This is a genomic window from Streptomyces sp. HM190 (assembly GCF_009857135.1).
GTDB lineage: Bacteria > Actinomycetota > Actinomycetes > Streptomycetales > Streptomycetaceae > Streptomyces > Streptomyces heilongjiangensis.
In genome coordinates, this window is record NZ_CP047318.1 from 6,361,241 (window position 1) to 6,381,362 (window position 20,122).

General features: G+C 74.2%; 10 protein-coding genes and 1 pseudogene. 6 read left to right on the forward strand and 5 right to left on the reverse strand.

The window, feature by feature from the left end; translation table 11 throughout:
* Positions 1-275: 275 nt before the first annotated feature.
* Together GSY65_RS27310 and GSY65_RS27315 are read left to right on the forward strand one after the other, a co-directional pair.
* Positions 276-4,024, forward strand: a pseudogene (locus GSY65_RS27310) (hypothetical protein); the annotation flags it as partial.
* A 126-nt stretch (positions 4,025-4,150) separates the two neighbouring features.
* Positions 4,151-5,104 carry a bifunctional riboflavin kinase/FAD synthetase gene (locus GSY65_RS27315; protein WP_159773592.1) on the forward strand — a complete coding sequence of 318 codons (954 nt, stop codon included), beginning with the start codon at positions 4,151-4,153 and terminating at the stop codon, positions 5,102-5,104.
* Positions 5,105-5,213: 109 nt separating this feature from the next.
* Here GSY65_RS27315 and GSY65_RS27320 read toward each other — a convergent pair whose 3' ends face one another.
* From GSY65_RS27320 to eccE, 3 genes are all read right to left on the reverse strand, one after another.
* Positions 5,214-8,702 carry an SCO5717 family growth-regulating ATPase gene (locus tag GSY65_RS27320; protein ID WP_236580083.1) on the reverse strand — a complete coding sequence of 1,163 codons (3,489 nt, stop codon included), beginning with the start codon at positions 8,700-8,702 and terminating at the stop codon, positions 5,214-5,216.
* Positions 8,703-9,100: 398 nt separating this feature from the next.
* Positions 9,101-9,931, reverse strand: a complete 831-nt coding sequence (locus GSY65_RS27325; protein ID WP_443043306.1) for a hypothetical protein — start codon at positions 9,929-9,931, stop codon at positions 9,101-9,103.
* 2 nt (positions 9,932-9,933) lie between these two features.
* Positions 9,934-11,103: a type VII secretion protein EccE gene (gene eccE / locus GSY65_RS27330; protein WP_159773596.1), complete on the reverse strand. Its 1,170-nt coding sequence runs from the start codon at positions 11,101-11,103 to the stop codon at positions 9,934-9,936.
* A gap of 363 nt (positions 11,104-11,466) precedes the next feature.
* Between eccE and eccB the strand changes: the two genes are divergently transcribed.
* From eccB to GSY65_RS27350, 4 genes are all read left to right on the forward strand, one after another.
* Positions 11,467-13,002 (forward strand): type VII secretion protein EccB, encoded by a 1,536-nt coding sequence (gene eccB / locus GSY65_RS27335; RefSeq protein WP_159773598.1) that lies wholly within the window; start codon positions 11,467-11,469, stop codon positions 13,000-13,002.
* A 125-nt stretch (positions 13,003-13,127) separates the two neighbouring features.
* Entirely contained in the window at positions 13,128-14,345 is a 1,218-nt protein-coding gene (gene mycP / locus GSY65_RS27340; protein WP_236580085.1) for a type VII secretion-associated serine protease mycosin, read from the forward strand.
* Between the two features lie 164 nt (positions 14,346-14,509).
* Positions 14,510-14,851: a WXG100 family type VII secretion target gene (locus tag GSY65_RS27345; protein ID WP_159773600.1), complete on the forward strand. Its 342-nt coding sequence runs from the start codon at positions 14,510-14,512 to the stop codon at positions 14,849-14,851.
* A 38-nt stretch (positions 14,852-14,889) separates the two neighbouring features.
* Positions 14,890-15,198, forward strand: coding sequence for a WXG100 family type VII secretion target (locus GSY65_RS27350; RefSeq protein ID WP_159773602.1), 309 nt, complete (start codon positions 14,890-14,892; stop codon positions 15,196-15,198).
* Positions 15,199-15,285: 87 nt separating this feature from the next.
* On the opposite strand, the gene GSY65_RS27355 is transcribed toward GSY65_RS27350, so the two are convergent.
* A complete protein-coding gene (locus tag GSY65_RS27355) occupies positions 15,286-15,612 on the reverse strand; it encodes a DUF397 domain-containing protein (RefSeq protein ID WP_159773604.1) in 327 nt (108 codons plus the stop codon).
* Positions 15,613-15,864: 252 nt separating this feature from the next.
* Positions 15,865-19,833 carry a type VII secretion protein EccCa gene (eccCa, locus tag GSY65_RS27360; protein WP_159773606.1) on the reverse strand — a complete coding sequence of 1,323 codons (3,969 nt, stop codon included), beginning with the start codon at positions 19,831-19,833 and terminating at the stop codon, positions 15,865-15,867.
* Positions 19,834-20,122 lie beyond the last annotated feature (289 nt).

Sequence of the window (20,122 nt, forward strand, 5' to 3'; positions counted from 1 at the left end):
GCGACGGTCACGGGGCGTGCTGTTCCCGCCGCTCCACGGTCCCCCCTCGGTTCCCCCACCCAGAGGTCTATCCATCCGCCCCCGTCTCTTCACCCCTTCGTGCAGGCGCTCGGAGTGAACCCAGGGAGCGGAAGGGGGCGCGTTCGCGGAGCGGTCTGTCCTGCTGATCTTCGCTTGCCTACCGTCGGGACAGAGGTACGACGGGGAGGTCAGGGATGACGGTACGGGGCCGTCGGGCGACGGGCGACGGCCGGGCCGCGCGGGACGAGGTCCTGGTGCGGGTCGCCGATCCTGCGGGGCGGGCGCGCGGCACGGGTTTCGTGGCCGATCACAACGGCACGGTCGTCACCAGCCACGAGGCGGTGGACGGGCTGGCCCGGATCGTGCTGCACACCGCCGGGGACCGCACCTGTGTGGTGACCTCCGACGCGGTGACCCCGCTGCCCGCCCTCGATCTCGCGCTGATCCGCGCCGAGGGCCTCCGCGTCGATCCGCTGCCCTTCGCGCTGCGCCAGGAGACCGAGGTCGGCGCCTATGTCCGCATCGCCGCCGGCGGCTGGCGCGAGGCCCGCGTGCTGGGCACGGCGGACGTCACCTACACCGCGCCGGACGGCCGCCATCTCCTGCCCGACGCGCTGGAGTTGGCGATCGGGACGGCGGGCAGCGAGGCCCTGCGGCCGGGCGGGGGAGCGGCCGGCGGGCCCGTGCTCGACATGACCACCGGGACCGTGGTGGGCGTCCTCGGCACCGCGCTGGAGGCGCCCCACCGGTCCAACGGCTTCGCCGTGTCCCTGCGGGGATGGCGGGCCGTACGGCCGCTGGCCGACCTCCTCGCGCGCAACGCGGCGACCGTCCCGGCCTACGGGACCGGTCTGAACCTGGCCGGCGTCCTGGAGCTGACGGCCACCACGGTGGGATGCGACGGGCCCCGGCCGCCGGCCGGGTCCACCGTGTCGGCGGCAGCCGCCGAGCCCGTCGAACGCGAGGCGTGCGCGCGGGAGTTCGCCGACTTCACCGACGGACCGGCCACCGTCCTCGGGCTCGTCGGCGCGCCCGGCAGCGGTCGTACGACGGCACTGGCGGCCCTCGCCGCCCGGCGTGCCCGTGGGCCCGAGCCCACGCCCACGCTCTGGCTCCGGGGTGCCGACCTCCTCGCCGACGACGCGTCGGTGGCCGACGCGGCACGACGGTCACTGGAACGGGCGGGGCGGATCGTGGCCGCGTCCACCGGTACGGCACCTTCCTCCGCTTCCCCCGCGCCTGCCGACCCGTTCGGTGCTGTGGCCGACCCGTTCGTCCGCGTGGCCCGGCGGCCGGGGGCGGGCGGGCGGGCGGTGCGCTGGGGGACATCCGGCCGGAGCGGCTCGCCCGGGTCGCGGCGCAGGAGGGGCGGCCGCTGTTGCTGCTGCTCGACGGCCCTGAGGAGATGCCGCCCACCCTCGCGCACCGGCTGGCGGAGTGGACCGACGGCACGGTCGCGTGGCTGCGGGCGCACGGGGCGCGGCTCGTGGTGGCGTGCCGGGACGAGTACTGGGAGCAGGCGGGGGCGCGGTTCCCGCCGGAGACGCTGCACGGCAGCGGACCCGAGAGCGGGGGGAGGCCGCTGCCGCCGTGCGTACGGCTGGGGGAGCTGACCGAGGACGAGGCGCGCCGGGCACGGCGGCGGTACGGGATCCCGGACGGGGCGCTCGCGGGGGCCGACGCCCGGCACCCGCTCACCCTTCGGCTCCTGTCGGAGGTACGGGCGGCGCCGGCGGAGCGGCGCGCCGGGCGGCACGGCGGGGATGGCGCCCCGGCCGGAACGTCCGGCGCCGACGGGCCCGCCGGCGCGAGCGGGGGCGCGTCGGCGGGCGCGGACGCGGGTGCGTACGGGCGCGGAGGCGCCGGCGGGGGCGCGGGCGTGCCGGGGCGGGCGCGGGTGCCGGACCGGGACGAGGTGCTCGGCGCCCATCTCGACCTGGTGTGCCTGCGCATCGCGGTACGGCTCGCCGCGGTGAACGGGATGCGGGGGACGGCCGTGCGGCGGCTCGCGGCGCAGGTCTCCGGGCAGGTGCACGAGGCGGCACGGCGGTGTCTCGGGCCCGGGCAGGGCGAGCTGGACCGGGCGTCCTTCGAGGAACTGTTCCCCTGGGGTCCGGTGCCGGGACAGCGGCTCGGCGGCACCACCGGCTGGGCGTCGGCCGTGCTCACCGAGGGGCTGCTCGTTCCGGCGGGCGAGGGCTACCGTTTCGCCCACGAGGAGCTGGCCGACTGGATCCAGGGCGCCCATCTCGACGTCGACGCCGCCCTGCACGCCCTGGTGCACCGGGGCTGGACCGCGCAGGCCGGGCCCCGCCGCGGCCGGGGCACCAGGCCGTCCGAGGCACGCGTCCGGCGTGAGGCACGCCGGGCCACCCGCAACCTCCCGGTGCCCCGCCACCGCATCGGCCCCGTCGTGCACGCCCTGCTGCTGCTCGGCCGCCAGCAGGGGCCGGCCGAACTGTCGGGTCGGCTGGAGGAGTTGCTGGACGCCCTGGACGCGCTGCTGCCGGGCCGCACGGCACCCGACGAGGCGACCTGGTGGGCCACCCACCTCCTCGCCGACGTCCTGCTGAGGGTGCCCGACGCGACGCCGTACACCAGGGTCCTGCGGTTCCTCGCCGAGCGGATCGGGGCCTGGCGGATCCAGGGCCGCGGCGTACCGGCGGAGTTCGGGCCCGGCTTCTGGGAGGCGCTGCCGCTGCCCGAACCGGAACGGTTCGACCTGCTGCGCCACCTCGTCGTCGCCGACCCGCCCACCGGTGAGGGCCCGCGCTACCTGGACGCGGTCTCCCGCCTCCTCGCCGCCGACCCCGTCGGCGTGCCCCCGCAGCTGACCCGCTGGTTCCACGACGACACCCCGCTGGTCGCCACACCCGACGCGACCGTGGCCACAGCCGCGCAGGCGCTGCTGCACACCCACCGGCGGAGCGCCCTCGACGAGCTGACGGAGGCGCTCGCCGACAGCGCGCACCGGCGCGCGGACGAACTGCTCGCCGTACTGGCCGAGGAGGAGCCGTCGGCGGTCTGCCGGGCCGTGGACCGCTGGGCGCACGACGAGCGCCCCGCGCGCCGGGGCGCGGCCCTGGTGTACGCGCTGCGGACGGCGCCCCACACCCGCACGGACGCCGACCGCGCGCTGCTCCGCCACGCCGCCCTCAGCCTGCTGGCCCGTCCCGCCGACCCCACCCTGCACGGCGGGGCGCTCGCGCTGCTCGTCCGCGACCCGGTGACCAGGGCCCGCCACCTCCCGCAGGCGCTGGAACGGTTCGCGGCGGGCGACTCCCAGCTGCCCGCCGACGCCCTGCTCGCCGCCCTGCCCAGCCACCCCGACCTCGTGCTGGACGCCTTCCGCACCCGGCTGCGGACCCCCGGCGCCGACGGCGGGGCCCTGCGCACCCTGGCCGAGATCACCACTCCCGCGCTCGCCCGGCGGGTCAGCGGCCTCGTCCGGGAGATCGTGGAGCTGCGCCCGGAGACGGCCGGGCACGCCGCCGCGTACGTCGAGCGGCGGCTGCAGCAGGGTCCGGGGACGCGTGCCGCACTGTTCCCGCTGATCGGCGGGCTCATCGTCGACGGGCCCGTGCAGCTGCGGGCGGCCCTCGCGGCCGTGTTCGCCGAGCCGGGCACCGCCGCCTGCGGGCCGCTGCGCCGCGAGTTCCTCGACCTGCTGATGGCGACCGAGCGGGACCCGTCCGTCCTGGACACGCTGCTGCGGGCCGTGGCCGCCTCCCGCGTCCCCACCGGCCGTGCCACCGCGGCGGACGCCGCCGACACCAGGGAGCTGGTGCACCGGGTCGGCCTGCTCCTCGTCCGTACGCCCGAAGGGGCCACCCGTTTCGACTGGGCGCTCGTCGACCTCGCCCGCCACGTCCCCGGCTTCGCGGAGCTGGCGGCGGGCTGGCTCGGCGGCACACCGCAGGAATGGGCCGCGACGGTGGCGCCGAGCACCCGCCGGATGATCGAGAACCTGGCGGGGCGACAGGGTGTCCGGGTACCCGCCTGAGAGAGGGCCTCCACCGTGCTCCCGGTCACAGGCCGGACGCCGATGCGGGTCGACGCCCCCGGGCATGGCACCCTTAGACCTGCGTAGAGGCAACCACGGACACGGGTTCGACTAGGAGCGGTCACAGTGCAGCGCTGGCGTGGCTTGGAGGACATCCCCGAGGACTGGGGGCGCAGCGTCGTCACCATCGGTTCCTACGACGGGGTGCACCGCGGGCACCAGCTGATCCTCCGGCACGCCGTGGAGCGCGCCCGCGAGCTGGGTGTCCCCTCCGTCGTGGTCACCTTCGACCCGCACCCCAGCGAGGTGGTGCGCCCCGGCACGCATCCGCCGCTGCTCGCCCCGCACCACCGCCGTGCCGAGCTGATGGCCGAGCTGGGTGTGGACGCGGTCCTGGTCCTCCCCTTCACGACGGAGTTCTCGCGGCTCTCGCCGGCCGACTTCGTGGTGAAGGTCCTGGTCGACAAGTTGCACGCCAAGGCCGTCGTCGAGGGCCCCAACTTCCGCTTCGGCCACAAGGCCGCCGGGGACGTGCTGTTCCTCACCGAGCAGGGCAAGACGTACGACTTCGACGTCGAGGTCGTCGACCTGTACGTCACCGGTGACGCGGGCGGCGGCGAGCCCTTCTCCTCCACGCTGACCCGGCGGCTGATCGCCGAGGGCGACGTCCAGGGCGCCCGCGAGATCCTCGGGCGCCCCCACCGTGTCGAGGGCGTCGTCGTACGCGGTGCGCAGCGCGGCCGAGAGCTCGGCTTCCCCACGGCCAACGTCGAGACCCTCCCGCACACCGCGATCCCCGCCGACGGCGTCTACGCCGGCTGGCTGCACGTCGAGGGCGAGGCCATGCCGGCCGCGATCTCCGTCGGCACGAACCCGCAGTTCGACGGAACCGAGCGCACGGTCGAGGCGTACGCGATCGACCGTGTCGGCCTCGATCTGTACGGGCTCCATGTGGCGGTCGACTTCCTCGCGTTCGTGCGGGGGCAGGCGAAGTTCGACTCGCTGGAGGCGCTGCTCGTGGCGATGGCGGAGGACGTGAAGACGTGCCGTGAGCTGATCGCGGCGTACGAGGGGGAGTGACCCGCTCCCCGATCCCCTCGGGCGCCGGACCCGGCGAACAGTACGGAAGGGCCCGTACCGCGTTGTCGACGGTACGGGCCCTTCCGTATGCAGGGCCGGACTGCTCCCGCTACTGCTGCGGGGGCGCCGCGGGCGGCGGGGTCTGGCCCTGCGGGGGCGGGTACGGCCCGCCCGGAGCCGGGTGGCCGGGGTACGGCTGAGGGGCTTGGCCGGGCTGGGCGGGCTGACCCGGATACGGCTGACCCGGATAGGGCCGGCCGGGGTACGGCTGGCCCTGCTGGGGCGGGTACGGCTGCCGGCCCGGCAGGGGCTGGCCGGGCAGCGGCGGGGCGGCCACCGGGGGCGGGTTGCCGTCAGACGTCCACAGGCCGTGCGACTGCTGGTGCCGTGCGATGTCCTCGGCGACCATCGCGGCGAGCGTGAAGTACGCCTCCCGCACCTTCGGCCGCATCATGTCGAGGTCCAACTCGGCGCCGGCCGCGAGGTGTTCGTCGAACGGCACGACCACGACGCCGCGGCAGCGGGTCTCGAAGTGGTGGACGATGTCCTCCACCTTGATCATTTTGCCTGTCTCGCGCACCCCCGAGATGACCGTGATGGACCGCGCCACCAGGTCCTGGTACCCGTGCGCGGAGAGCCAGTCCAGGGTCGTACTGGCGCTGCTCGCGCCGTCCACGGACGGCGTCGAGATGATGATCAGCTGGTCGGCGAGGTCCAGCACCCCGCGCATCGCGCTGTAGAGGAGTCCGGTACCCGAGTCGGTCAGGATGATCGGGTACTGCTTGCCGAGCACGTCGATCGCACGCCGGTAGTCCTCGTCGTTGAACGTGGTGGAGACGGCCGGGTCGACGTCGTTGGCGATGATCTCCAGACCCGACGGGGCCTGTGAGGTGAACCGCCGGATGTCCATGTACGAGTTGAGGTACGGGATCGCCTGGACCAGGTCGCGGATGGTGGCACCGGTCTCGCGGCGGACCCGGCGGCCGAGCGTGCCCGCGTCCGGGTTGGCGTCGATCGCCAGGATCTTGTCCTGCCGTTCGCTGGCCAGCGTGGAGCCGAGGGCGGTGGTCGTCGTGGTCTTGCCGACGCCGCCCTTGAGGCTGATGACCGCGATGCGGTAGCAGGACAGGACGGGGGTCCTGATCAGCTGCAGCTTCCGCTGCCGCTCGGCCTCCTCCTTCTTGCCGCCGAGCTTGAACCGTCCGCCGCCGGACGTCGGCCGGCTGCTCTTCGCCTTCTGCTTCTTGCTGTTGAGCAGTCGGTCGGAGGACAGCTCCACGGCCGCCGTGTAACCGAGCGGCGCCACACCGGGGTGGGTCGGCTGCCGCTGATCGTGCTGCACCGCCTGCGGCCAGGCGGCACCGGTACGGGGGTCGACGGGGGCGGTGGGGGTGAGGGGGGTGTGGGACGCGGCCGCGTCGGCCGGGTCGACGGGGCTGCCCGCGGGGGCCTGGGGGTGGGCGGGGGCGCCGGGGTGGGGAGGGGGTGCGGGCTGGGCGGGGGCTACGGGAGCGCCGAACTGTCCGGGCTGGGGCGGGTGAGCGGGGTGGCCCGGAGTGCCGGGGGCGTTCGGGGTGCCGGGCTGTGCCGGGGGTTGGGGGAAGCCGTAGCCCGTCGGGCCGGGCTGGCCGGGGATCGGAGCGTGCGGCTGGGCGGGCCCGCCGGGCTGGGGGAACCCGTACCCGCTGTGGAGGCCGCCAGGGGTGCCCGGAGCCTGGGGCGCACCGGGGTGAGGGAAGCCGTAGCCCGAGGGCGGGGCCGGGGGCTGCGGGGTGGTGGGGGTCGGTGCGGCCGCCGGGGTGTCCGGCGCGCCGGCACCGTCGGGGGTGTGGGGAGTGCCGGGCTGGGCCTGCGGCGGCTGGGGGAAGCCGTAGCCCGCCTGCGGGGGCACGGAGGCGGCGGGCGGGAAGCCGTAGCCGGGGGTGGGCTGCAACGGGGGTGCGGTGGGTGCGGGGGTGCCGGGTTGTCCGGGGTGGGCCGGGTGACCGGGGTGGCCGGGGTGGCCGGGGTGACCGGGGTGGCCCGAAGCGCCGGGGGCACCGGGGGCGTTCGGGGTGGCGGGCTGCGCCGGGGGGTGCGGGAAGCCGTAGCCCGCCGGGGGCGGCACGTCGTTCGGGGACAGCGGGGGTGGTGGTGTGCCAGGGGTGCCCGGAGCGCTGGGGGTGCCCTGGGCGTCGGGAGCGGGAGCGCCCGGAGTACCGGGGCCGGCGGGCGCCTCCGGCGGGGCCTGCGGGTGGACCGGCTGCTGTGGGGCCGCCGGGTGTGCGGGGTCCGGGGCCGTGGGGGACGCCTGCGCGGCCGGGGCCGGCGGCGCGGACGCCGGCCACTGCGCGGCCGGTGCGGGCGCGGCGGGCTGGTACGCGGGCGGCAGCGGCGGCAGCCCGCCCTGCGGGGCCGGTGGGGGAGTCCACGCGGGAGGAGTCTGCGGTACGGCACCGGAGGCGTCCGGCGAGACGGGCACGGGCGGTGCGTCCTGCGGAGCCTCGCCCTCGGCGTTCAGGGTGGCGGGGGTGGTGGCGGCGGGCACGTCGGCGCCCGCGCCCGGTACCTGCGGGACGGCTTCCCGGGGAGCGGGGTCCTGAGGTGCGGTGTCCTGAGGTGCGGCGTTCTGAGATGCGGCGGCATCCGTCGGCTGGGCTTCTCCGGAGGCGGCGTCCGGGGTGACGGCGCCATCGGGCTGCTCGCCCTCCGCGCCCCCGGCGTCGCCGGACACCTCAGCGGCCGTCGCGCTCCCGCCGTTCACCCCGGCCGGGTCGGCCTCGCCGGACGTGTCGGCACCCGCCGAGCCCTCGGCGGTCACATCGCCCTGCTCGGACCGGCCCTCCACGGCGTCGGTCGGTTCGGCGCCGGCCGCGGCTTCCTCGGGCGCGCCCTCGTGGCTCCGGCCGTGGCCCTGAACCGGGCTCTCGACGGATCCGCCGGTCGCCGTGCCGTTCTCCGCGATCCCCTCGGCGGCACGGTCACCGTCCTCGCCGACGACCGTCACGCCCTCCGCCTCAGGCCCGGCCTCCGGTGCCTCGGCACCCGCACCCGTACCCGCGTCCCCGGCCGACGCCTCACCACCGGCGCCCGCAGCCCCGTCGACGTCCGCGTTCGTGTCAGCCTGCGCGCCGGGCGCGGCCACCTGCGCGATGTCACGCTTCAGCGCGGCGGCGGAGATCCGCATGGTCGCGCCGCTCTCGATGTCACCGCTGCCGACGTCGGCCGGGGCGGGAGCGGGCGCCGGAACAGCAGTGGGCGCCTGGGCGGGGGCAGGTCCCGGTGTGGGAGCGGCGGCCACCGGGGGCCACGGCGGGGGAGGGGTGGCGCCCGGCGGGGCCTGCGGAGGTGGCACGGGCCCGGCCGCCGGAGCGGCACCTCCCGCGCTCGCACCAGCACCAGCACCCGCAGCGGCACTCGAACCGGCGTCCCCGCTCGGCCCCGTCCCCGACTCCGGATGCGAACCCGCCCCTTGCGGCGAGGCGTTCTGGGTGTACCAGGCAGGCGGTGCGTAGTCGATGGTGAACTCGCCCGTCGTCTCGATGGCGGACTCCGCGTCGGACTGGTCATCGCCGGGCGTGGCCCAGCCCCCGCGCATCCCGTCCCGATCGCTGTTCACAGTTCCTCCTGGTGTGGTCGAGCACCCTCAAAGTCGTACCGGGGCCGACCGTTCTCGTCGTTCGAGCCGTGTCGTCCTGAACGTCGTGGTGTGCGCCCCCGCACCCAGCCTAATCACCACGCGCGTGACGACGGCAGGCCCGCCCGCCCCTCCGCGCCCGCCCGTTCCGTCACACCCTGCCCGGAGGCGGGGCCCGCATCCTCAACGGGACTGCCCCATCCGGTCCTTACCGCGATGCAAGCAGAACGAGACACCCGGAGACGGACGGTGGGGAGAGGCCCCGAGAGGGGAAACCGCGGAGCGGTGGTCGGGACAGGCGATGCGAAGGCCGCTCACGCGCAGGCGCACGCCGCCCGGCGGATGCTCGCGAGGGCGCGCCCCTGACGGTGCGCGCACCCTCAGTCCATCCGTCGGGGCGTCCCCAGCAACCCCGTCTCCGCGTCGGTCGGCTGGGTCATCACGTACTGCCGGTCGCGGTCGGCGCACCACAGCGTGACGCCGTCGGCGAGCGTCGGCAGCGACTCCACGTCCGCCCGCGGCAGCGCCATCGTGCGCCCCAACTCGGCCGCCTCGTCCGGCGAGACCCGTTGCACGCCGACGAGCCGCGCCTGACGGATGAGCCGCGGCGCCACCGGGCTGAGATACGGCAGCAGCGTCAGCACCGACTGCCAGGGCCCGGAGACCACCCGGCCGCGCGGCGGACGCATACCGCAGTCACGCACCACCAGCACCGGGTTGCCCGCCGACGCGCCCTGCGGCGGCACGCGGCCCACGTCGTACACGGTCATGCCGTTCTGCCCGCCGCCCATGGCGTGCACCATCTGCATCCACAACTGGGCCCGCCCGGTCTCCACGGCGACCCGCGCCCCCGTCGCCGCCGCGCGCAGGGCGAGGACCTGGGCCGTCCACAGACCACCGATGAGGACGACGTCGTACGGAGTGGGCCGGTTGACGCCCAGCACGGCGGGCTGGCCCTCGGCGTCCACCCCTATGACGACCCCGTCGTCGCCGATGGGCAGCGCCAGTGCGTCGAGTTGCTCGGCGGAGAGCGCGTGCCGCCCGTGCCGGGGTCCGATGAGCCCGAGCCCGGAGCGCACCCGCTCACGCACCCGCTCCCCGACGGACGCCCCGGTCGAGGCCCCGCCCGCCGCGGAACCGCCCGGCGAACCCGACACGTACCCGCCCGGCGGTTGTGTCCCCTGCGGCTGCGAACCCGCCCCGGTCGTCATCGTCATCGGGCACCCCCGAGGGGCAGCGTGGCGAGCACACCCGGCAGTTGCTCGCGGTCGAGGCGGGCGAGTCCGGTGCCCGTCCCGCGGGCGGTGTGCTCCAAGGCGCGGCGGGCCGCGACGAGTTCGTCGTCGCTGCGTCCGGTCACCCGAAGGTGCCCGGTGAGTGTCACGTCCTGCCGCTCCCCGCGGGCCAGGGTCAGGCTGAAGGTGGTGGCGAGAGCGGGCACGGCCGTCAGCGCGCCCACGAGCCGGGGGAGCGAGGACCCCGGCCCGCCCAGCTGCGGCCAGCGCCGCACCCAGTAGGTGGTGTGCCGCCGGTTGTCGCAGCGCCAGCTCCGCCCGGACTCCTCGGTCCGCCGCTGCGGTGTGTCCGTACGCCCGGCCTCCGCCGTCACCAGCGGATTGGCGCAGGAGGACGTGGCGATGGCGGCGATCAACTCCTCCTCGTCGAGCACGGTCGCCCGGAACCCGGCGCCGGTCAGCCGGCTGGCCAGGTGGTCGGCGACCCGGACGACGCACTTCTGGGCGCCCACGAGCCCGCCTCCGCGCATGGCGACGGCCTCCAGGCACAGTTCCGGGTCGAGCTTGAGGGCGATCCAGGTGATACGGACCGCGGGCGCGCCCGTCCGGGCCTGCAGCGGGGCGTAGTTGCTGACGGCCACCGACTGCTGCGGCAGGTGGATCGCGGGCGCCGGCTGGGTGTGCAGCACGACCTGCGCCGCCTCCAGCCGGATGCCGTCGACCTCCAGCGCGTCCCGCACCAGCCCCAACGGCAGCGGCCGTCGGCTCCGTTCGGCGCGCAGTGCCGTCACGTCCGCCTCGACCTGGAGGACGGCCGTCACGAAGGTGCCGTCCCCGATGATGCCGACGGGCCGGCGCTCCCGGCCGCCGTACGCGTACGTCCGCAGACTCGGGTCGCACTCGACGGCCGGCGCGAGACCCGGCTCGGTCCCCGGGCGGATCGCGGAGGCCGCCGCCCTCTTCTGCCGCACCTTCAACGCCCGTGCCGTGGCCAGCCATTCGGGCAGCGAGCGGCCCCGGCGCCGTACGAGGGCGAGGAGGACCAGCAGGACGGCGACGACGGCCGCGGGGATCAGCGCCAGCGGGCCCACCGCCCAGCCGACGAGCAGGACCGCCACGGCGATCTCCAGCAGAACGATCCGTTGCAACCGGAACGAACCGGAACGCCCCGGCCGGGACCGCGGTTGCACCGCACCCGCAGCGGCGGGCGCCGCACCGGGAGCGGACGGCCGTCCCGCAGGATGCGGCGCGGGGGCCGGGGAGCCTGGTGTCCGCGACCGCTCGCGCGACCGGGTCAACGCTCCGGAAACCCTCACTCCGTCCCCCCGTTCTGTCCACAACTCGCCGGAATTTCCCAGGCCCACGGGCCCCCGGAAGATCCAGGTACCCTACCCGCTCCACAGAGCCGTCCCCGTACCGGGCATAGTAGGGGGCCGGTCTGACGACGGAGGGCGGGGGACGGTGACCCCCGAGCGCCGATCAGGGCGAGACACGGGGAGATTCACGCACACATGGCATCTCGGCGGGACCAGCTCAACGCCTACACCTTCGCGAAGCGCCGCATGCTCGCGTCCTTCCTCCAGTCGTCCCCCGACGGTTCCGACGAAGGGGCGCCGCGCCCGCTGCGGGCCGTCCTGCCGGGCACGATCGTGGGAGTCGTCATCGTCGCGGCCTTCGGGGCGTGGGGGATGTTCAAGCCGACGGCACCGAAGGACTGGGACAAGCCAGGCGAGAAGGTGATCGTCGCCAGCGAGTCCACGACCCGGTACGTCGTCCTGGAGACGGAGAGCGGGACCGGCAGCAAGACCCAGCTCCACCCCGTCCTCAACATGGCCTCCGCCAAGCTGCTGCTCGCCACCGGCAAGGGCGAGGTCGTCACCGTCGACGAGTCCGTCCTCGACAAGGGCGACATCCCGCACGGCGTGACGATCGGCATCCCGTACGCCCCCGACCGGCTGCCCTCGGCCGAGGAGGCGGGGGCGAAGAAGCGCTGGGCGGTCTGCGAACGGCAGGGCCCCGGCGGCAGGGCCATCCAGAAGGCGGCGTTCGTCCTCGCCTCCCGCGACACGAACCGCACCGAGGGCCGGAACAAGCTGCGCGGCGGTCAACTCCTCGACGTCATCGACCCGGACGGCACCCGATACGTCGTGGACGCGGGCGGCACCGCGTACGAGCTGGTCGGCGACGACGAGTTGCTGGTGCGGGCCGTCGTCGGGTCCGCCAGCACACCGCATCGGGTGAGCCGGCAGTGGCTCGACACCCTCCACGAGGGTGACCCGATCACGTTCCCGAAGATCGAGGGCAGGCCGGGCGCCCCGGCGGACGTTCCCGGCCCGCTGAAGGACGAGGACAAGAAGGTCGGCATGGTCCTGAAGGCCAAGGACGGGACCGAGGAGCAGCACTACGTGGTGCTGCCCGACCGGGTCGCGCCCGTCTCCGCGTTCGTCGCCGAGCTGCTCCTGATCAGCAGGGAACTGGTGCCCGTCGGGCAGAGGGCCGAGGAACGCCGAGTCAGCCCCGGTCAGATCGTTCCCGGTGAGCCGTTCGGGGAGGACCGGGACTGGCCCACCCTGGAGCCGGAGGCCGTCAACGGCGCGTCCAAGGGCGGCCGGGACCGTGACACGGTCTGCGCCGTCCTGCGGGACGTCGACGGGAGGAACGGCACCACCACCCTGAGCACCTGGGCGGGCGCTGACTTCCCCGCGCCGCTGGCCACCGGCTCCTCCAGCGCCTACGTCACCCCCGGCTCCGGTCAGCTCTACCGCCAGTTCAAGGGCGAGGAGACGAAGGCGGGCGCCGTCTTCCTGGTGACCGACACCGGCCTGCGCTACGCCCTGCAGTCCAACGCGGACGGCGCCGGGGACGACGCGGGCATCGGCATCACGAAGGAGGAACGCGAGCGGCTCCGGAACGAGGCGCGGCTCGCCCAGATCCGCCTCGGCTACGGAGACCTGGACCCGGCCGTGATCCCCGCCGAGTGGTCCGCCTTCCTGCCGACGGGCCCCCGCCTGTCGACGGCGGACGCGCGCCAGCCGCAGGGATCGTGACAGGGGACCCGTTGATGCGACAGGAAAGCCGCCCCGTGCCGCCCATGCCCCCCGCGTCGCCGTTCCCTCCGGCGCCGCCCTTCTCCTCCGCGCGCCGCCGAGGTGCACGCCGCCGACCCGCCCGCGTGGCCGCCGCGACGGCCGCCGCGTTCGTCGTCACCGGCACCGCCACGGTGACGCCCGCGGCGGCGGCCTCCCCGGACGAGTGCGTCTTCGGCAGGACGACGTACGAGGGCCGCCCCTGGTCCCTCCAGCGTGTCCTCCTCGACGAACTGTGGAGCCAGTCGAAGGGCCGAGACGTAAGGGTCGCGGTGATCGACACCGGCGTCGACGTCCGCCACGAGCAGCTCGAGGACGCCGTCGACGTCTCCAGCGGCGCCAACTACCTTCCCGCCAAGGACGACGAGGGCCGGCCCCTCGACCGCGGCAAGGACGACGGCACCACGGACACGGTCGGCCACGGCACCAAGGTCGCCGGGATCATCGCGGCCCGCCCCGCGAAGGGCACGGGATTCGTCGGCCTGGCGCCCGAGGCGACCGTCATCCCCGTCAAGCAGAACGACGCGGAGGGCCACGGCACCACGAAGACACTGGTCCGGGCCATCGACCACGCCGTGGCGCAGAAGGCGGACGTCATCAACATCTCCCAGGACACCGCGAACGCCGTCGAGCCCGACGAGTCGCTGAAACGGGCGATCGACAGTGCCCTGCGGCAGGACATCGTGGTCGTGGCGTCGGCGGGCAACGACGGCCTCGGCGGCGACGACAAGAAGACCTACCCCGCGTCGTACGAGGGCGTCCTCGCGGTCGCCGCCTCGGACCGCAACAACGAACGGGCCTCCTTCTCCCAGTCCGGCGACTTCGTCGACGTCGCCGCGCCCGGCGTCGACATCGTCTCCACGGTCCCCCAGGGCGGACACTGCTCCGACAACGGCACCAGCTTCTCCGCGCCGTACGTCGCCGGGGTCGCCGCCCTCATCAAGGCCAAGCACCCCGAATGGACCGGCCCCGAGATCGTCGCTCAGATCGAGCAGACCGCCGAACGCTCCTTCGCGGGCCACGACCAGCGGGTCGGCTGGGGCGTCGTCGACCCGGTCCGCGCCCTCACGGACGACGACCGGCGGATCCGGTCCCCCGACCCGAGGGAGGGCCTCAGCGAGGCGGAGGCGCCGACCGCCGCCGAACTCCACCTGGGCGAGACGCCGCAGGAACGCAACGAGCGGTACGCCACCTACGCCCTCGGCGCGACGGCAGTCCTGGCCGCGCTCATCGCCGGGACCGCCGTGGTGGTGCGCGACGCACGCCGTCGCGCCGCCCGGAGCAAAGGCTCCGCATTCGAGTAGCAAAGGGTCCGCGCGGCCACCTGCCGGCACCGTGCCCCATTGGCAACTGACCGCTCAAAAACTCCAGTTGGATGCGATTTGCACAGTGACTACAGTGGTCCACCGAATGGGGAATGCACCGGTGTGAAGGCCACGACCACAGTTCGGGAAAGGGAGTGCGAGACATGACGGACGGGCGGAAGCTCAACAGTGAGAGCGTCTGGCTGCTGGAGAAGGGGATCATCGACCGCTACGACGACATCAAGAAGCTCCTCGGCCGCCTCCAGGGAACGATCGACATGATCGAGAAGAACTGGACGGGTCAGGGCGCGATGGCCTTCGACAAGAAGCAGACCGAGATCAACGACCACGTGGTGGCCCTCGGCCGCATGCTGGAGAAGGTACTCGAAGGCGTCAACCTCAACCGCAAGGACAAGGACAAGCTGGAGGAAGAACTCCACCAGCGGATCACCCAGATCGACGTCCAGGACCTCGGCGGCAAGTCCTCGGCCCTCAGCAGCTACTAGTTCCCGGCGGCAGCCACCACCAAGGAGACAAGGCAGTCATGACGAACGTCAACGGCGACTACCAGGACCTTGCCGTCAGGTACGGCACGCTCGACGCCCTCACCACCGAACTCGGCAACCTGGCACGCGACTTCGAGAACCAGATCCAGGCCCTGAAGGCCGACGTCGAGAAGATCGCCGAAGGCTGGGGCGGTGAGGCCCACGAGGCCTTCAAGACCCAGCACAAGGACTGGGACACCCATGCCAACGGCATCCGCGACGCCCTCATGGCCATCGGCCACCGGATCGGCGACGCCGGCGGTGACTACCGCGGCGGCGACCTCAAGGGCGCGAGCTACTTCCTGTGACCTGACCCAGCGAGCGGGTGGGCACGTCCAGCACGTCCACCCGCTGCTGTGGTCCGCCACGGTGGCCCGTCAGCAGCCCACGCGGCCCTACTCGGCCGAGTCCACGGCGAGCCCGCCGTTGTGCGGTGCCGGCTCCAGGTCGAACTCCCCGTCCCGCGCCCCGAGCACGAACGCCCGCCACTCGGCCTCGGTGTACCGCAGCACCGTCCCGGGATCGAGCGAGGAACGCATCGCGACGGCGCCGCCCGGCAGATACGCGATCTCCACCCGCTCCTCGTGCTCCTCCGTACCGGGCGCGGAGTGCCACTCCACCCCGGAGATGTCGAGGGCGTACAGCTCGTTCTTCTCCCGCTCCTTGCGTGCCTTCACGTCCTCGGCCTGAGTGCCGACCTCGGTGTCCGGTGCGTCGGTCATCCTGATGAAAACCTTCCTGACGTGCGAACGAACCGTGCGAGTCACCCTACTGCCCCGCTGTCGCAGCGGGCCTTCGGATGAGCGAAGACGGCGGCGTTCCCGGCCGCGCCGCCGCCCGCGACCTCAGCCGCCCCCCTCGTCCCACGCCACGCCCGAGCCCTTCCCGACCGGTTCCACCCGCCTCGTCCCGCCGGTGGACGCCGGGCCGTTGCACCGGACCCGGGCACGGCTCAGGACGCCGCCGACACCCCGTCACAGGGTCTCCTCCGGGACCAGGCCCGTCTGCACCAGCGGCTTGCCGCGCCGCCGCGACACGAAGATCCCCCGGCCCGCGGGCATCGGACGGGGCCGCACACCCCCGAGGAGATCGCCCTCGCCGGGATCACCCGCAAGGACGACACCCTGTGCGCCGAGTTCCTTCATCCGCTGCATGAACGGCTCGTACGACGCCCGCCCCGCGCCCGCCGTGGAACGGGCGATGATGAACCGCACCCCGACGTCACGGGCGAACGGCAGCAGCTCGGTGAGACCACTCAACGGGTTCCCGCTCGACGTGGACACCAGGTCGTAGTCGTCGATGACCACGTACACCGTCGGCCCGCGCCACCAACTGCGGTCCCGCAACTGCTGCGCGGTCACGTCGGCGGTGGGCGTGCGCCGCTTCATCAGGTCCGCGAGGGCCGTCATGTGGTGGTCCATGGCGTTGGACATCGGGATGTACTCGGCCAGGTGGGACGCCGGTGTGACATCCAGCAGGGACCGGCGGTTGTCCACCACGAACAGCTTGCAGACGTCACCCGAGTAGCGCGCGGTGAGCTGCTTGACCAGCAGCCGCAGCAGATTCGACTTCCCCGACTCGCTCTCCCCGAAGACCAGGAAGAACGGGTCCTGCTCGAAGTCCACGAAGACCGGCTCCAGGTGGTCCTCGTCGAGCCCGAACGCGACACCCTGCCGCGGGAGGCGATCACCCGGCGGCAACTGCTCCACCGGTACCCGCCGCGGCAGCAACCGCACCTGAGGGGCGCCCGGCCCCTCCCAGTGCCGCGCGACCTCGCCGGCCAGCGCGGTCGTCGCGTCCGCCAGATCCGTGTCGGAGGTCAGCCCGTCGATCCGCGGCACCGCCGCCATGAAGTGCAGCTTCTGCGGCGACAGACCCCGCCCCGGCACCCCCGTCGGCACGTTCACCGCGACCTTGCGGTCGATCTCGGAGTCCATCGGGTCGCCGAGCCGCAGCTCCAGGCGGTTCATGATGTGGTCCTTGAGGTTCGAACGGACCTCCATCGAACGGGACACGGCCAGCACCAGATGGATGCCGTACCCGAGACCCCGCGCCGCCATGTCGAGGACCACCGAGTCCAGCCCCTCGTAGTCCGTGCGGAAGGACCCCCACCCGTCGATGACGAGGAAGACGTCCCCCCACGGCTGGTCCGCGACCGCGATGTCGCCGCGGGCGCGCCGCGCCCGGAACTCCGCGATCGACGAGATGCCCTCCGCCCGGAAGTACTCCTCCCGGCGCGTCATCACGCCGTACACCTCCGCCACCGTGCGCCGCACCTTCTCCGGGTCCAGCCGCGACGCCACCCCGCCGACATGCGGCAGCCCGGCCACTGCCGACATGCCGCCACCGCCGAAGTCCAGCCCGTAGAACTGCACCTCGTGCGGTGTGTGCGTGAGCGCGAACGACGAGATCAGCGTGCGCAGCAGTGTCGACTTGCCGGACTGCGGGCCGCCGATGATCTGCATGTGGCCCGCCGCCCCGGAGAAGTCCACCCACAGCGGATCACGCCGCTGCTCGAACGGCTTGTCGACGATGCCGACCGGGACGACCAGCCGTCCCGCGCCCTCGTACCCAGGCCGGGTCAGCCCCCGGCCCTCCACCGCCGTCAGACCGGGCAGCAGCCCGTCCAGCGACGGCGGGCTGTCCAGCGGCGGCAGCCACACCTGGTGCGCCGCCGGGCCCTGCGCCTCCAACCGCCGCACGATCACGTCCAGCACCGTGTCGGCGAGCGCGTCGTCCGTGTCGGACCCGGGCTCCGTACGGGGCGGGGGCACCGCCGCGTACCGCACCGGCACCTCCGTCGCCGTGAACAGCACCGGCCGCCGGTCCACCGGCCGGGGCCCGCCGGCCGCGCCCGCGTCCGCGGCGCCCGAGCGGTACACCCCGGACACGTACGCCGCCTTGAAGCGCACCATCTCGTCCGTGCCGAACTTCAGGAACCCGGAACCCGGCACGTTCGGCAGCTCGTACGCGTCCGGCACACCCAGCGCGGCCCGCGACTCGGCGGCCGAGAAGGTCCGCAGACCGACGCGGTACGACAGGTACGTCTCCAGCCCGCGCAGCCGCCCCTCCTCCAGGCGCTGCGACGCGAGCAGCAGATGCACGCCCAGCGACCGCCCGATCCGGCCGATCTGCACGAACATCTCGATGAAGTCCGGCTTCGCGGTGAGCAGTTCGCTGAACTCGTCGATCACCAGCACCAGCGAGGGGATCGGCTGGAGCGGGGCGCCCGCCGCGCGCGCCTTCTCGTAGTCGTGGATGTTGGCGTAGTTGCCCGCGTCGCGCAGCAACTCCTGGCGGCGGTTGAGTTCGCCCCGGATCGAGTCGCCCATGCGGTCGACCAGGGTGAGGTCGTCGGCCAGGTTGGTGATCACGGCGGCGACGTGCGGCATCCGCGCCATACCGGCGAAGGTCGCGCCGCCCTTGAAGTCCGCGAGGACGAAGTTCAGGGTCTCCGAGGAGTGCGTGACCGCTAGGCCGAGCACGAGCGTGCGCAGCAGCTCCGACTTGCCGGAGCCCGTGGCGCCCACGCACAGACCGTGCGGCCCCATGCCCTCCTGCGCTGCCTCCTTCAGGTCGAGCATCACGGGCCGCCCGTCCTCGCCCACACCGATCGGCACCCGCAGCCGCTCGGCGAGCGCACGCGGCCGCCAGGTCCGGTTCGGGTCCACCGACGCCGCGTCCCCGAGGCCCAGCAGATCCGTGAACTCCAGGTTGGCGAGCAGCGGTTCGTCGTCGTCCCCGCCCGACGCCATGCGCAGCGGCGCCAACTGCCGCGCCAGCGCCTCCGCCGCCGGGTACGACAACGCGTCCGGCACCCCCTCGTAGACCAGCCCGTGCCCCGACTCCAGGCGCAGCGACCCGGGGTGCACGAGCACGGAGAGGTCGCCGCGGGAACCGCCCGGCTCACCGGGCACGATCTCGACGACGGTCACGCCCTGGAGGCCCTCTGCGGAGGCGAGGACGGAGTCCGGCGGCAGCGACACCCCGTCGAGCACGACCACGACGTGCGGCTCGTCGGGGAGCGGCGCCGCGCCGGGGTGGAAGCGGGGGCGGCCGGTGAGGCGGTGGGCCAGCAGGTCCTCCAGGTCGCGGGGGTCGCCGCCGATGAGACGGCGGCTGCCGGCGCCGTCCGCGGCACCGGGCGCCTGCACGTGCGGCAGCCACTTGGCCCACTCCCAGTGCGCCAGCGCCTCCCGCCCCGCCATGACCGCGATCACCAGGTCCGCCGGTGAGTGCAGCGCGGCCAGCGAGCCGGTCAGGGCACGCACCGACGCCCGCACGGACTCCTCCTCGCCGCCCACGGTGACACGGGAGAAGGCACGCAGCGACACCGCCATCGGCAGGTCGTCGAGGGTGTCGTGGGTGGCGAGGAAACGCTGCATGGCGCCCGCGGCCAGCGGCTCCAGCTGCTCCACCGGCGCGGTCTCCGGGGCGATCAGCGGGGTGGCGAGGGCCTGCGGGCCGAGGCCGATGCGCACCTGCGCGAAGTCCTCGTCACCCGGCCGCCGTTCCCACAGCCGGCTGCCCTCGGCGACCAGCGCCCACAACTGGTCGGGGGAGGGGTGCAGGTAGTACTGCGCGTCGCGCTGCCTGGCGGCGGTCTCGACGGCGGAGCGCCGGGCCTGCGACAGGTACAGCAGGTAGTCGCGGCGGATGTCCGCCAACTGCGTCTGGGAACCGCGGCGGTAGCGGACCACCATCGCGACGGACATGGCGATCGTCGACGCGATCATCACCATGCCCATCACCTTCATGAACGGATGGCCGCTCGTGAAGAAGAAGACCACCGAGCCGCCCATGCCGAGCGTCGGCAGCAACTGCAGCAGCACGCTCTCCTGTTGGCCGCGCGGCAACTCCGGCGGAGGCTGCAGGACGACCTCGTGCGTCGGCACCTCGGACGGCAGCGCCCTCGGTGGACGCTTCACAACGATCTGGCTCACCGCTCACCAATTCCCTTGCCGGACCCGGAGTTCCGTCCGCCGCCCCGTGTCGGGCGGACGCGGGCCGCCGCGTGATCCTACTGACCCGGGCGCCCGCCGACGGGCGGTAGGGTGCCGGTGGATTCGCGTGAGCACACGCGAATCCGGTCGGCGAAACAGGGCAATCCGCGCGATGCGCGACCGCCCGGACACCGGCGGCCGACCGCACGGACCCCTGCCCCACGCCCCGCCGGACCACCCGCGGGACGACCCGGAGGAAGGGGCGCAGGACCTTCACACCGCGGACGCG